The following is a 14,677-nucleotide window of genomic DNA, read 5'->3' on the forward strand; positions in this document are numbered from 1 at the left end:
AACCAACACTCCAAAAGTATGAAAATTACTGCTTACGGGAGCGTCCCCCTCATGCGCGGACGGTTCCCGGCCAAAACGTTATTGATTATGAGACTGCTTTTTTTGCTGACGACAGTGGCCACCCTTCATGCTTCCGCAGGCGGATGGGCACAACACGTTACCATCCACCAAAAAAACGTGAAACTGGAAAAAGTGTTCCTGGACATGCGCAGGCAAACAGGTTTCCAGTTCGTGTATAATGTGCAGATGTTACAAGCCGCAGAGCGGGTGAGCATCTCCGTCACCAACACCCCTTTGGAGCAGGCCCTGAAAAAATGCCTGGCTGGCCAGCCGCTTACCTACACGATCGTGGACAGCACCGTGGTGATAAAACCTGGAAAAGCCCTCTCCACAAACACCATCTCTCCCGCCATTGCTGAAAATATCGGCATTACAGGTGTGGTGAAAACCGGGGAAGGCGTGCCGCTGCAAGGCGTTTCAGTAATCATCAAAGGAACTTCAACAGGAACATCTACAGACGCCACAGGAAAATTCAACTTAAAGAATGTTCCCGAAAACGCTACGCTGGTATTCAGCATCATCGGCTACAACGATAAAGAAGTAAAGGTTTCTTCCGCCAACACTACGCTAAACGTGGTGATGCAGGAAGCGGAAAATAAAATGAAAGAAGTGGTGGTAACCGGCTACCAGAACATTGACCGTAAAATGTTCACCGGTGCTTCCACCAAAGTAAATGCCAAAGATGCGGAGAGAAGCGGTGTTCCAGACATCTCGCGGATGCTGGAAGGACAGGTGGCCGGCGTAACCGTTCAGAACGTTTCCGGCACCTTCGGCGCGGCGCCCAAGATACGTGTACGTGGCGCCACCTCGCTCACAGGGGAGAACAAACCCCTTTGGGTAGTGGATGGTATCATCCTGGAAGATGTGGTGAACATTTCCAATGAAGCGCTTTCTACCGGAGACGCCAATACGCTGATCGGTTCTTCCGTTGCCGGTATCAACCCCGATGACATCGAATCGTTCACCATCCTGAAAGACGCGGCCGCTACCGCCATGTACGGCGCACGTGCCATGAACGGCGTAATTGTGGTGAACACTAAAAAAGGAAGGATTACCAACGGCAAGCCGCAGATCAACTATTCTGGCACCTTCACCACCTACCTGAAACCGACTTACAACCAGTTCGATATCATGAACTCGGCCGACCAGCTCTCCGCCTTACTGGAACTGGAAAACAAGGGGTACTATAACCACAGTGGCGTTTCAAGGGGAAAAGACGGCGGCATCTTCTACAAAATGTACAACCTGATGTACGATTATGATGAAGCCACCGATTCTTATGCACTGAAAAATACCATGGAAGACAGGCTGAAGTTCCTGGAGAGATACGCCAAAGCCAACACAGACTGGTTCGATGTGCTTTTCAAAAACTCCATGCTCCAGGAACATTCCATCAGCATGAACTCCGGAACGGCCACTTCACAAACCTATTTCTCTACTTCACTGATGAAGGATAATGGCATGACGATAGGCGACAATGTGAGCCGCTACACCACTAAGTTCAGGAACAACTTTAAACTGAGCGACCGGTTCAGGGGTGAAGTACTGGTGAACGGTTCCATCAGGGACCAACGCACGCCAGGTACACTTACCCGCAACTCCGATCCCGTTTACGGATTGTATTCCCGCGATTTCGACATCAACCCCTACTCTTACTCCCTGAACACCAGCAGGCTCATGACTGCTTATGATGAGAATGGTGCGCAGGAGTTCTTCGTCAGGAACTACGCTCCTTTCAACATCATCAATGAACTGAACACCAACTACCTCACCCTGAAAGGCCTTGACCTCCAGGTGCAGGGCGGCATCAAATACAAGATTCTTCCCAAACTGGAGTATTCCATAGACGGCGCATTGCGTTACGCCAATACCACCCGCGAACATTATGTGTTGGAAGGTTCCAATATGGCCGAAGCATTCCGTGCGGATTACGACGCTACCATCGCCGCGGGCAATATCAACCTGTATGTTGACCCGGACAACATCAATTCACTGCCCGTGGTTGTACTTCCCGAAGGCGGCTTCTTCAATACCACCATCGACAACCTGAAGAACTACTATTTCAGACAGAACATCGAATACGATAATACCTTCAACGATGTACACCGCTTCAACTTTTTCGGTTCGATGGAACTGAGAAGTACCGACCGCCGCAATTCAAACTATGAAGGTATCGGCTACCAGTATGAGAACGGCGGACTCGTGAACCCGAACTACCGATTCTTCAAAAAGATGATTGAAGGCGGAGACCCCTACTTCGGGATGTCGTACGGCAAGGACCGTTTCGCAGCATTTATGGGACGTGCCGCTTATTCCTTCAACGAGAAATACAGCATCAACGCCACCGCACGTTACGATGGTTCCAACAAAATGGGCAAATCGAAAGTGGCGCGCTGGCTCCCTACCTGGAACGTTTCAGGCGCCTGGCATATCGACAACGAACCTTTTTACAGCAACGCCATCGCCAGCGTAGTATCCGGCGCAACGCTGCGCGGCACCTATGGTATGACGGCCAGCATCGGGAACGCACGCAACTCTTCCGCTGTATTCTACAACCAGGTAACTTACCGCCCTTACGACAATGAACGCGAATCGGGCATCTTCCTGAGCGGACTCGAAAACTCGGAACTCACCTGGGAAAAAATGTATGAACTGAACATCGGGGCCGACCTGGCATTGTTCAACAAGATCGACCTTACCCTCGACTGGTACCAACGCAATTCCTTCGACCTGATTGGAAGTCTGAACACCTCCGGCATCGGCGGCCAATTCGTGAAAACCGCCAACTACGCCGATATGCGGGCACGCGGCTTTGAATTCACCATCGCCGGTAACCCGATCCGTATTCCCGAAGGATTCCGCTGGAGAACGCAGTTCAACTTCTCCATCAACAAAAATGAGATCACCAAACTCGACATCAACCCGAACATCTGGGCGAACGCAAGGGCGGAAGGTGGTATGCGGGTAGGCTATGCGCAACGCGGACTGTACTCCATTCCTTTCGCGGGCCTGGATCCGGAATACGGTTATCCCACTTACCTGTCGGCTTCAGGCGTACCCACCACTTATGTGCGCCTGCAGGATGCTGACGACAACTACCTCGTATACCACGGGCCCACCGACGCTACTTTCGCGGGAGGTTTCTATAATAACTTTTCCTACAAAAGGTTCTCCCTTTCCACCCTGGTTACTTTCTCCGCAGGAAACTGGATCCGCTTGCAACCGGCGTTTTCCGCTTCTTACTCCGACATGTACACCATGTCGAACAGGATGAAAGACAGGTGGCTTACCCCGGGTGATGAGAAAATAACTGATATTCCCTCACTCCTGGGTATTTACCATGTTTCCAATGCGGTAATGAATGATGCCACCGGCACCATTGTAAGCGGCGTATATCCTTACAACGCTTACAACTATTCAACCCAAGCTGTTGCCAAAGGTGATTTCATCCGTTTGAAAAGAGTGTCGCTGGACTACGAAATTCCTGCAAAACTGCTGGCACGTTTGAAAATCAGGAGTGCGCAACTTTCCCTTGTAGGCAACAACATCGCCCTGTTGTATTCGGATAAGAACCTTTACGGTGCCGATCCTGAATTTTTCAACAACGGCGGTGTGGCCATGCCCATTCCAAAGCAATACACCATGGCCATCAAACTCGGATTCTAATTGAGGAAGGAAACCTTCCGCACTAAAATGATTATAGAGATGAAAAGAAATACCATATTATACAGCCTGTTGTGTTTGGGCGTACTCTTCACTTCCTGCAACAAATACCTGGAGGAGAATCCAGACAACCGCGCAGAGATCACTACTGTGGAGAAAGTGGCCGGCCTCCTGGTTTCTGCTTATCCGCAAAGAACCTACCTGTTCACGGAAACAGCTTCCGATAATTCCGAAGACAGAACAGCGGCTTTATCTTCGAACCAATCGCAACCCTACGTTGACCTTTATTTCTGGCGCGACCCAACAGGTTCGGGCAACAGCACACCCGCCGAATACTGGAACGCCTGTTATTCCGCCATCGCCTCCGCCAACCATGCATTAAAAGCGATAGAAGAAAACAATTTCGGCGACAAAGTGCTGCCATACAAAGGTGAGGCGCTGATTGCCAGGGCTTACTGCCACCACATGCTGGTAACGCTTTTTGCGGAAGCTTATGAACCGGGCGGCGCCAACAGCGGCATGGGCATCCCCTATGTTACCGAACCTGAAACAGTAGTGTTCAAGGAATACGACCGTGGGACCGTTCAAAGTGTTTATACCCAAATCGAAAAGGACCTCACCGAAGGATTGAAACTGCTGAAAGGTGGCGTTTGGAAAGTACCGAAATACCACTTCAACCCGCAGGCGGCCAATGCCTTCGCCGCAAGGTTTTACCTCTTCAAAGCAGAATGGGATAAAGTGATTGAACACGCCTCCGCTATTCTTCCTGAAAACAATTTCTACGACAACCTCCGGCAGTACGCGGGCAATATGTACAACCTCACCAGCGACGAACACCGCCAGGTTTATACCAAAGCGGAAAGCCCCTTCAACCTGCTGCTGGCCAATACTTACTCTGTGTACCACCGCAGTTCCGGCGCCGGCGCCAACAGGTACGGATTCGGAGAGCAGGTGAAAACGCATTATGGAGGTCCCACCGCATTCGGTCCCGCTTTCAGAACAAAATTGTTCAGTTGGGGTGCACCTAACTACAACCCGGGCAAATACCTGGAATACTTCCACTATACCAATGTAGCCCAGGGAACAGGATTACCCTATATCATGCTGCCCCTGCTCACCGTTGACGAAGCGCTGATGAACCGAGCGGAAGCCTACCTGCAAAAGGAAAATTACACCGCAGCCATCAACGACCTGAACGATTTCGGCCGGTCGCGCATCGTGGGTTTCAATGTTAGCGCACACGGACTCAACGCTGAAAAAGTGAAGCTATACACCGGGCTCACCGATACCAAAGCAGCCTTTATCGCCACCCTGCTGGATACCAAAAAGAAAGCGTTCATCCTGGAAGGCATCCGCTGGATGGATATCCTGCGCCATAAAATAACGGTAAGGCACAACCACATTGACGCCTCCGGAACAGAAACTTTCGAGGAACTCCCACATGGCGATAAAAGAAGGGCTTTCCAACTGCCACAGGAAGTAACACTTTCAGGTTTACCATTAAATCCCCGCTAATCATGAAACTGAAAAATATAATAGCAACAAGCCTTTCAGGGCTTCTTCTCCTCAACACCTGGTCGTGCAGAAAATCGGAGACGCTCAACGTGGACATGTCACAGTACAATGTTGATTCCCCGGTAAAAACCGAACTCGACAACTGGATCATGACCACCCTTACCAATCCTTACAACATCCAGCTGGTCTATCGCTTCGAAAGGAACCTGACCGATCCGGGCAGAGATGTGGCCCCCATCAAACTGGAAAAAGTAAAACCAACGGTGGAAGCCATCCTTAATATATTTCTAAAAACGTATGAAAAAGTTGCCGGTCCGGCTTTCATCAAAACCTATACACCCAAACAATTCGTATTGTATGGTTCCCCTTCGTATAACTCCAACGGCACCATCACACTGGGAACCGCCGACGGCGGGCGCCGCGTGGTATTGTATGAACTAAACGACCTTGATTTTACTGAACCGCAACAGGTAAGCCGTAAAATGCGCACCATCCACCACGAATTCACCCATATCCTCAACCAGATCGTGGCCATCCCCCCCGAATTTCAACAGATCACCAAAGGGGAATACGATGAAGACTGGACCAACGCCGCCAACACCGCGGAAATAGCACAAAGCATGGGCTTTGTTTCCCGGTACGCCAGAAGTGTACACACGGAAGATTTCGCGGAAGTTACGGCCCATCTGCTGGTGGAAGGCCAGCTATGGTATGATGGTTATGCGAGAGCGGCAGGCGCCGCCGCGCAGGCGAAGCTGAAAAGAAAAGAAGCCATGGTGGTGGATTACTTCAAACAGTTCTTCAACATCAATTTCAGGGAACTGCAATACGAAGTGGCGAAGGTGCTCCGTGAAATATATGGCGACAACTCCAACAACTTCCTGGTCGCGCTGCGTAACGCGCGCATTACCAAACCACTGGTCGTGAACTTTTCAGATGACCTGCACACCACTTTCGGGAAATCGGCAAAATTCGAGCAGGTATGGCAGGCCACTAAAACAGCGTTGGGCGCCAACAACAGAACGCCCGCTTACTTTCAGATCGCCTTCCTCTCCGCTACGGAAATGCAGTTGCAATGCTTTTATACCAATGCTTCCGGCACCAGTTACACGGCATGGTACGACTTCACGATGAACGCTACATCAGGAGGAGATATCACCTTCCAGTATATCGACAAGGCCATTGATGTTGCCGAATACAACAACGGCAGGAACAGCCAGGTACTGGCGGGTTTCGCGCCACTGCGCGACTACTTTACCACGAAAACGTTCAATGGAAGCTGGCTACCCAAAGAACCAGAGTTCCCCGTGTTCGCCAATTACCTTAAGTATGGCGCACTGGTGGTAAAAGGAGAGTCAGACAACTTTATCTATGGCAAATTTTAACTGAACTGATTATGAAAAAACTAACATACTTCCTTTGCGCGGCGCTTCTGCTCTGCGGATGCAAAAAGGATACTACACATTTTTTCGATGAAACGCCTGAAGAAAGAATGTCCGCAAGAATCAATGAACTGAATTCGCGGCTGCTCGAAGCTGAACACGGCTGGAAAGGCGCACTCACCACTTCAGCCAAAGGCGGCTACGGTTTCTATATGGATTTCAATGCGTCGCAAAACGTCATCATGGTCGCTGACCTGAACAACGCAACGGCTACACAATCACAAAATTCCACCTTCCGAATCAAGTGGGTGATGAACGCCACGCTCATCTTTGATACCTACAACTACATCAACATGTTGCAGGATCCTTCCCCGGCATCCTATGGAGGAGCGGCGGGCTCAGGACTTCAAAGTGATGTGGAGTTCGAATTCGTGCGCAGCACGCCCGATTCAGTTTTCCTGAAAGGCTTTAAATACAGAAACGACTTCATCCTGGTGAAGGCTACCGCCGAAGAAAAACAACGGTACCTGAGCAGCGCTTTCAAAGACAACATTGACGGCATAAACGACTATTTCACGGTGAGCCAGAACAACTACATAAATGTTGCAGGCATCAACAACAAAATAGAATTCGTTCTCGACAAATCAAACAAGATCGCCCAACTCCAATTCACCGACAACGATGGCAAAGTGGTGCAGATCAAAGGGAAGTACAATTTTGAGGACATCGGCATCAACTTCGCCAGCGGCTTCACGATTAATGGCGTCACTTTCGTGAAAGGAAAACTGGAGAACGGCATCTTCGTGCTCTACGCCAATGATGGCACCCGATATGAAATAAAGCAGAATGACATCCCCATTTTACCGATGAAAACACTCTTCGCCTACAACGGAACCTACCGCGAACTGTACATCGGCAGCGGACTTCCGGCGGGAATCACATCCGGCTTCAACGCAGTATACCAGAGTTCCGTCACGAAATTCGCGGCGATGAGCCCCAAACGCACACTGGTGGATGTACGTTTCATCCTCGCCAATTCCACCAGCGCCACGGTTACCACCAGGAACAACAATGGGACCACAACTTTTTCGGCAGTGGCCACGTTTAAATACACTTACGAAGACGGGGTACTCACGTTGACTAATCCAACGTATGATAACAACTGGACAGCGCGGGCAGCACAATTGATCGACATCCAGAACTACTTCGCCACCGGCGGTCCGTTCCGTGTAGACTATGTTCAAAGTACAAATCCTAATGTTACCAATATCGGGGGGCTGTATCGTGTTGCCGACAACAGTTCCTTCTTTTACGGATCACTCCGGAAATAAAAGTAACCCCTGTTAAACCTGTCGGTTGCTACTATGGATCACCATAAGCTTTTCCGCCGGTAATCAACCCTGAACCCGAAACGGAACAGCAATCACGAAGGGCGTATCTTTCAAAAGATGCGTCCTTCTCTTTTATAACCTTCCCTCTCGCAACGCGAAGTTCACGAGTTCCAGGCTGTTCCTCAAGCCCGTTTTAGCGAGCATGTTCTTACGGTGACGATCAACCGTTTGTTTACTGATGAACATTTTTTGCGCAATCTCCTGGCTGGTGAAGCCCTGTACGAGGTAACGTAAAATCTCTTTTTCCCTGGGCGTGAACAATTCACGGGAAGGCAATACCATCATATTATCGACCGGAACATTGTAGAAAGAGGGTTCTCCTTCCAGCCCGAGAAACGACAAACCGGAAGGTGTGTTGTCCGTTTTTAGATGTGTGATATCTGTTTGAACGCCCAGCACCCTGATCACCGCGCCGGAGTCATCGGTTTGGATGGTGGTGGTCTGCATCAATATCCATATGTAAGTACCGTCCGTCCGGCGCATGCGGTAATCATAACTCACTTTGTACTTCATTACTTTATCCGGGGGAAGGGTATTGAAGAACGCCGTTACCTGCTGTTCGTGCGAGATGAAACGTCCCTTATCTTCCGGGTGCACATTTTCATAAATGTATTCCACGGTATATTCGGAAGGATGCTTAACACCTATGACCTTCGTCACATTTTCGCTCATGAACTCGATATCCACCCTGCCGAGGTTCACGATGTAATAAAAATAGTCGCCTACGTGAAATATGTTCAGCAGTTTCTTATGCACTTCCAGTTCGAAGGAAGGGTCCGGATCACCTTCTTTATAGCGGGCTATCTGGTGCCAGGTCTTCTTCATCTCATCGAACTTCAGCAGTTCAGACTGTTTACCGGGTAAGCTCATGCGCAGGGTTTATACCCGCTAAATTACGGAAAAGGACGGTACCCGGCAGCGCCGCTATAACGGCGCCGCCGGTACCGACACCTTATTTCCAGCCACCTCCCAGCGACCGGTACACGCTCACCACGGCATTCAGTTGTTGCATCCTCGTTTCCACCAGTTCAAACTTCGCTTCCAAAGCATCGCGCTGTGTAAGCAATACTTCCATATAATCCGCCCTCGCGGAGGTGAACAGGTTATTGGAGATGTCTACCGACTGCGCCAGGGCCTCCACCTGTTTCGAGCGCAGCGCGTAGGTTTTTTCCAGGTTGCTGATCTTCGACAACTGGTTGTACACTTCGGTATACGCATTCAATATAGTTTGTTCATACCCGAAAGCCGCCTGTACCTGTTTCGCGTTCGAAGAATAATACGCCGCTTTAATGGCATTCCTGTTCACCAATGGGGCGACAAGGTCCCCCGCAAGGGAATACAGTAAGGACTCCGGTGTTTTCACCAGGTAAGCGGGGTTAAATGCGCGGTAACCCACTGCCGCGGAAATACCCAGTGAAGGATAGAATTGTGCCCGGGCCACTTTCACATCCAGCTTCGCGGCTTCCAGTTCCTGTTCGGCCTTCCGGATATCGGGCCGGTTGGACAGCAGTTGCGCGGGCAACCCGGCATATACGGTCGCGGGCACCAGGTTATCAAAACCAATGGTGCTTCTGTTCACACGGCCAGGGAACCTTCCGCAGAGAAAATTGATCTTGTTCTCCGTTTCAACGATCTGCTGCTGAATGGTGTATTGCATACTTTGTGTGCTCAGCAGCTGCGCCTCAAAGCGGCGCACGGCCAGTTCGGTTACCCTTGTGGCCTCTTTCTGCAAACGCACCACCTTCAACGCGTTTTCCTGTAACGAAATGTTTTGTTGCAGGATAGCCAACTGGTTATCGAGCGCGAGCAGTTCGAAATAGGAAGCGGCTATTTCGGAGATGATATTGGTCACCATGAAATTTTTCCCTTCCGCGGTGGCCAGGTAGCGCAGCGCTGCCGCTTTGGTAGCGTTCCGCAGTTTGTGCCAGATGTCGGCTTCCCAGGTGGCATAAGCCGCTACGCCAAAGTCTCCCAGCGGCTCCGGCATCTCTTTCCCCGGCTTGATCTCCGTATTGGCCTCCATCGCGCCGATATTGGTGTACCGCGCTACCTTATCTACGCCCACGCCGCCTTTCACCCCCACAAAAGGCAGGTATTCCCCTTTGCGTGCACGGATTTCGTTCCGGCTGATCTCGATTTCCTGCAAGGTGATGTTCAGTTCCTGGTTGTTTTTCAGCGCGGTATCAATTAACGCTACCAGGTAAGTATCTGAAAAGAACTGTTTCCAGCTGGTGGAAGCCGTGTTCGCGGTATCAGGACTTGTGCTGTCGTTATACGCCAACGGTGTTGCCTTGTCCTCCGTTCTCCCGGTGATTACCGGTGTTTTACAAGCGGTATAAGTGATCGCCAGAAAGGCGATCACTGCATATTTAGTGGTTTTTCTTTTTACCATGGTGCATCATTTCTTCTGTTAAAGGAACTTCGTCTTCTTTCTTAATCAGCTTACGGCCATCAGCAAGCGAAGCGAATACATAATACAATCCGGGCACGATGACCACGCCGAATACTGTACCCAGCAACATGCCGCCCGCCGAAGAGGCGCCAATGGTTCGGTTACCGAGTGCGCCGGGACCGGTGGCGAATACCAATGGAATGAGTCCCGCCACGAAGGCGAACGAGGTCATGAGGATGGGCCGGAAACGTACTTTCGCGCCTTCAATCGCCGCTTCCAGGATGGTGGCCCCCTCCTGTCGCTTCTGCACCGCGAACTCCACGATCAGCACGGCGTTCTTTCCAAGCAATCCCACCAGCATCACTAATCCCACCTGCGCGTAGATATCGTTGGAAAGGCCCATCAGTTTCAGCAACATGAATGCCCCGAAAACACCGGCGGGCAGCGACAACACCACCGATAGCGGGATGATGAAACTTTCGTACTGCGCCGCCAGTACCATATATACGAAGGCCAGCACGATGATGAAGATGTATAAGGCTTCGTTGCCCCGTTCCACTTCATCCTTTGAAAGCCCCAGCCAGTCTATATCGTAGCCGCGGGGCAGGTTTTGCTTCGCCACTTCCTGTATGGCCCGGATGGCCTCGCCGCTGCTGAAACCTTTTGCGGGCGCACCGTTGATCGCCGAAGAAGTGTACATGTTGAAACGCGTGATCTCGTTCAGCCCCTGCGTTTTTTTCACTTTCATGAATGCGGAATAGGGCACCATCTCATCCCGGTTGTTCTTCACATAGAGATCAAGGATATCTTTCGGAAGCGCACGGTATTCAGGCGAAGCCTGTACATATACTTTGAAGAAAGTACCGAAGCGGATGAACCCCTGCTCATAAGTACTGCCGATAAGAATAGAAAGATTGTCGAGCGCTTTCCCGATGGAAACACCTTTCTGCATGGCGGCCTGGTTGTCGATCTCCAGTTCGTACTGCGGATAGTTGGCCGCGAAGAACGTGAACAATCCCGTGAGTTCCTTCCGCTTTTTCAACGCGGCCATAAAGGAGTCGTTCACTTTTTCGAATTCCTTGTAATCACCGGTATTCGTTTTGTCCAGCAACCGGAGGGAGAAACCGCCAGCCGCGCCATAACCAGGAACCGCCGGGGGTTCGAAAAACTCAATGGTGGCACCCGGAATATTTTTCGCATCGTGTTCCAGTTCCTCGATGATTTCACGGGCGGAATGCTTGCGTTCTTTCCAGTCTTTAAGGTTGATCAGACATGTTCCGGCGTTGGAACCGCGTCCTTCCGTCAGCACTTCGTAACCTGCCAGCGCTGAAACGGATTGCACGCCTTCCACATGTTCGGCTACCTGTTGCAACTGCCGCGAAATATCATTGGTTCTTTCCAGCGTGGAGCCGGGTGGCGTTTGAATGATGGCGTAGATCATGCCCTGGTCCTCGCCCGGGATAAAGCCCGCGGGCAGCGTATGCGTGGTGAGCCAGATGCCGCCGCAGAAGGCAAGGAGCAGTGCAAAAGTAACGGTGCGCCTGTGCACAATCCTGCGCAGCAACGAAGTGTAGCGGTTCGTAAGGCCGTCGAACCGGCGGTTGAACCAATCCAGGAAACGGTTCACGGGCGTTCGCTTACGGGGATGCGCATGCGTATCTTTCAGGATCATTGCACACAGTACCGGGGTGAGCGTTAACGCCACGATGCACGAGATCACGATGGAGGAGGCCATGGTGATGGAGAATTGCCGGTAGAACACGCCCACGGGGCCAGACATAAACGCCACCGGAACGAATACCGCGGTCATGAGCAACGTGATGGCGATGATGGCACCGCTGATCTCGTTCAGCACTTTCTTCACGGCTTTGTACGGCGAGAGGTGCTCTTCCGCCATCTTCGCGTGCACGGCTTCCACGACCACGATGGCATCGTCTACCACGATGCCGATGGCCAGCACCAGCGCGAACAGCGTGATGAGGTTGATGGTGAGTCCGAACATTTTCATGCACATGAACGCGCCAATCAGCGATACCGGCACCGCGAGTGTGGGAATCAGCGTGGAGCGCCAGTCGCCAAGGAACAGAAACACCACGATGGCCACCAGGATGAACGCTTCGGCCAGTGTGTGCATTACCTTATCGATAGAGGCATCCAGGAAATGCGACACATCATAACTGATCTGGTATTCCATGCCAGGCGGGAACGATGTTTTTTTGATCTCTTCCAGCTTGGCTTTCACTTCTTTGATCACCTCGCTAGCGTTGCTGCCATAAGTTTGTTTCAGCATGATGGCCGCGGAAGGATGGTTGTCGAGGTTCGAATAAATATCGTAGAACTCGCTGCCAAGTTCCACATCGGCGATATCTTTCAGGTGGAGGATTTCACCGTTGGGCGTGGCCCGTACGATCACCTGCTCGTATTGTTCGGTCTTGTTGTAACGACCGGAATAGGTTAACACATATTCCAGCGACTGCGATCTTTTTCCCGTGCTCTGGCCAAGCCTTCCTGGGGAACCGATCACACTTTGTTCGGCCAGCGCCTCCATCACTTCATCCGTCGAAACATTGTAAGCGCGCATCCTGTCGGGTTTGAGCCATATCCGCATCGCGTACTGGCGGCTGCCGAGGATCCGCGCGGCGCCAACGCCTTTCAACCTGCTCAGTTCATTCACGATGTTCACGCTCGCGAAGTTGTAAAGGAATTTCTCATCCGCTTTTTTATCGTGGCTGAACACGTTCACGTACATGAGCATGTTGGGAGAGGTATAACTCACCACCAGTCCTTCTCTTTGCACCAGTGGTGGAAGGCGGTTGGTGACCTGTTCGATCCGTGTCTTTACGTTTACCATGGCCAGACTTGGATCGGTATCGAGATCAAATACGACCTGGATGGTTGCTTCCCCCGCGCTGGTGGCGTCGGAGGTCATGTATTTCATGCCTGGCGTACCGTTGATGGCCTTTTCCATGGGAATAAGTACCGATTCCACGAGCACATGCGCGCTGGCGCCGGGGTAGGCCACATTCACCACCACCATGGGCGGCGCGATGGCCGGGAATTGAGAAACGGGAAGCGTTTGAATGGCCAGGGCGCCCATAAATATGATCACAAGCGAGATCACAATGGCGAGCACCGGCCTTTGTATGAATTTCTTGAACATCTACTTCATTTTGTGTGAGCAAACTATTGGGTGGGCAGTTTGAGGTGGGCCATCACTTCACGCGGGGCCTCTACTTCAAAATCAATGCGGTCGCCATCCTGCACTTTACGGATGCCTTCCAGGAGAATCTGTTCGTTGGGGGAAAGGCCGGAAGAAACAAGGAACAAATCGTCCAGTTCAGCGCCCACAGTGATTTCACGGGCATGGACCTTCTTATCCTTATCCACCACGTACACGAACTTTTTATCCATCACCTCGTAAGTGGCTTTTTGCGGGATCACCAGGGCGTTTTTCTGAAGTTCGGTTACGCAAACATTACCTGTTTCTCCATGCCGCAACAGTTTTTTCGGATTGGGGAAAGTAGCCCGGAAGGGGATATTACCTGTTTCATTGTCGAAATCGGCTTCGATGGTTTCCACCACACCGGTGTAAGGAAATAGCACGTTGTTGGCCATGCGCAGTTGCACCTGGAGTTTTTCCTTCCTTTCTTTGGAAGCATAGTCGAGGTACTCCGCTTCCGGCACATTAAAATAGACCCACATCTGGCTGTTATCGGACAAACTGGTGAGCAAATCCCCTTCATCAACCAGGCTTCCGGGCCGGACCAGGAACCGGTCGATAATACCATCGAAGGGTGCACGGATGCTGGTAAATTGAAGATGCACCTGCGTTAAACCCAGTTCAGCCTTCGCTTTGGCGAGCTTCGCTTTGGCCATGGCCAGTTCGTTGGGAGAAACAACTTTGTTATCGGTCAGTTTTTTCGTGTTCTGGTATTCGATTTCAGCGAATTCCACTTCGGCGCGGGCTTTCTCGGCTTCGGCCTCGTACAGCTGCGGCATGATCTGGAAAAGCAGTTGCCCTTTCTTCACATACTGGCCCTCATCCACAAATATTTTCTGGAGATAGCCCCGTTCCTGGGCCCGCAGTTCAATGTGTTGTATGGACCTGATCTGGCATACATAATTCCTTACAACAGCGGTATCCATTTGCAAGGGTGTGGTAACGGTATATTTTGTTTCCGCTTCTTTTTCTTCGTGGTGCGAGGAGCAGCCGACATAAGTCAATGCGGCGCACAGGCTCATCAGCATGAACATATTCTTCATGATCGGGAGAA

At 51.1% G+C, this 14,677-nt stretch carries 8 protein-coding genes; 4 read left to right on the top strand and 4 right to left on the bottom strand.

Going from position 1 to position 14,677, the window contains the following annotated elements:
* The first annotated feature begins 87 nt into the window (after window positions 1-87).
* From M4J38_RS04610 to M4J38_RS04625, 4 genes are read left to right on the top strand one after another with little or no spacing between them, the layout of a single operon-like run.
* Window positions 88-3,726 (top strand): SusC/RagA family TonB-linked outer membrane protein, encoded by a 3,639-nt coding sequence (locus tag M4J38_RS04610; protein WP_251758358.1) that lies wholly within the window; start codon window positions 88-90, stop codon window positions 3,724-3,726.
* Window positions 3,727-3,765: 39 nt separating this feature from the next.
* Entirely contained in the window at window positions 3,766-5,238 is a 1,473-nt protein-coding gene (locus tag M4J38_RS04615) for a RagB/SusD family nutrient uptake outer membrane protein (RefSeq protein ID WP_251758359.1), read from the top strand.
* Between the two features lie 2 nt (window positions 5,239-5,240).
* Complete coding sequence (locus tag M4J38_RS04620; RefSeq protein ID WP_251758360.1) at window positions 5,241-6,623, top strand: substrate import-associated zinc metallohydrolase lipoprotein; 1,383 nt, start codon at window positions 5,241-5,243, stop codon at window positions 6,621-6,623.
* Window positions 6,624-6,634: 11 nt separating this feature from the next.
* Window positions 6,635-7,951 carry a DUF4302 domain-containing protein gene (locus M4J38_RS04625; RefSeq protein WP_251758361.1) on the top strand — a complete coding sequence of 439 codons (1,317 nt, stop codon included), beginning with the start codon at window positions 6,635-6,637 and terminating at the stop codon, window positions 7,949-7,951.
* A 132-nt stretch (window positions 7,952-8,083) separates the two neighbouring features.
* On the opposite strand, the gene M4J38_RS04630 is transcribed toward M4J38_RS04625, so the two are convergent.
* The 4 genes from M4J38_RS04630 to M4J38_RS04645 all read right to left on the bottom strand — a co-directional run bounded on the left by M4J38_RS04630 (window position 8,084) and on the right by M4J38_RS04645 (window position 14,666).
* Window positions 8,084-8,881 (bottom strand): LuxR C-terminal-related transcriptional regulator, encoded by a 798-nt coding sequence (locus M4J38_RS04630; RefSeq protein ID WP_251758362.1) that lies wholly within the window; start codon window positions 8,879-8,881, stop codon window positions 8,084-8,086.
* An 82-nt stretch (window positions 8,882-8,963) separates the two neighbouring features.
* Entirely contained in the window at window positions 8,964-10,403 is a 1,440-nt protein-coding gene (locus tag M4J38_RS04635; protein ID WP_251758363.1) for a TolC family protein, read from the bottom strand.
* Window positions 10,381-13,563, bottom strand: a complete 3,183-nt coding sequence (locus tag M4J38_RS04640; protein WP_251758364.1) for an efflux RND transporter permease subunit — start codon at window positions 13,561-13,563, stop codon at window positions 10,381-10,383. Before M4J38_RS04640 ends, M4J38_RS04635 begins: the two co-directional genes overlap by 23 nt.
* A gap of 23 nt (window positions 13,564-13,586) precedes the next feature.
* Entirely contained in the window at window positions 13,587-14,666 is a 1,080-nt protein-coding gene (locus tag M4J38_RS04645; RefSeq protein ID WP_251758365.1) for an efflux RND transporter periplasmic adaptor subunit, read from the bottom strand.
* Between the last annotated feature and the right edge of the window lie 11 nt (window positions 14,667-14,677).

Source organism: Parasegetibacter sp. NRK P23, from assembly GCF_023721715.1.
In the GTDB taxonomy this organism is placed as follows: domain Bacteria; phylum Bacteroidota; class Bacteroidia; order Chitinophagales; family Chitinophagaceae; genus Parasegetibacter.

Excerpts from the sequence above, each read along its gene's own strand:
- M4J38_RS04615 (WP_251758359.1), top strand. The coding sequence starts at position 3,766 with ATGAAAAGAAATACCATATTATACAGCCTGTTGTGTTTGGGCGTACTC.
- M4J38_RS04645 (WP_251758365.1), bottom strand. The coding sequence starts at position 14,666 with ATGAAGAATATGTTCATGCTGATGAGCCTGTGCGCCGCATTGACTTAT.
- M4J38_RS04610 (WP_251758358.1), top strand. The coding sequence starts at position 88 with ATGAGACTGCTTTTTTTGCTGACGACAGTGGCCACCCTTCATGCTTCC.
- M4J38_RS04630 (WP_251758362.1), bottom strand. The coding sequence starts at position 8,881 with ATGAGCTTACCCGGTAAACAGTCTGAACTGCTGAAGTTCGATGAGATG.
- M4J38_RS04635 (WP_251758363.1), bottom strand. The coding sequence starts at position 10,403 with ATGGTAAAAAGAAAAACCACTAAATATGCAGTGATCGCCTTTCTGGCG.
- M4J38_RS04640 (WP_251758364.1), bottom strand. The coding sequence starts at position 13,563 with ATGTTCAAGAAATTCATACAAAGGCCGGTGCTCGCCATTGTGATCTCG.
- M4J38_RS04620 (WP_251758360.1), top strand. The coding sequence starts at position 5,241 with ATGAAACTGAAAAATATAATAGCAACAAGCCTTTCAGGGCTTCTTCTC.
- M4J38_RS04625 (WP_251758361.1), top strand. The coding sequence starts at position 6,635 with ATGAAAAAACTAACATACTTCCTTTGCGCGGCGCTTCTGCTCTGCGGA.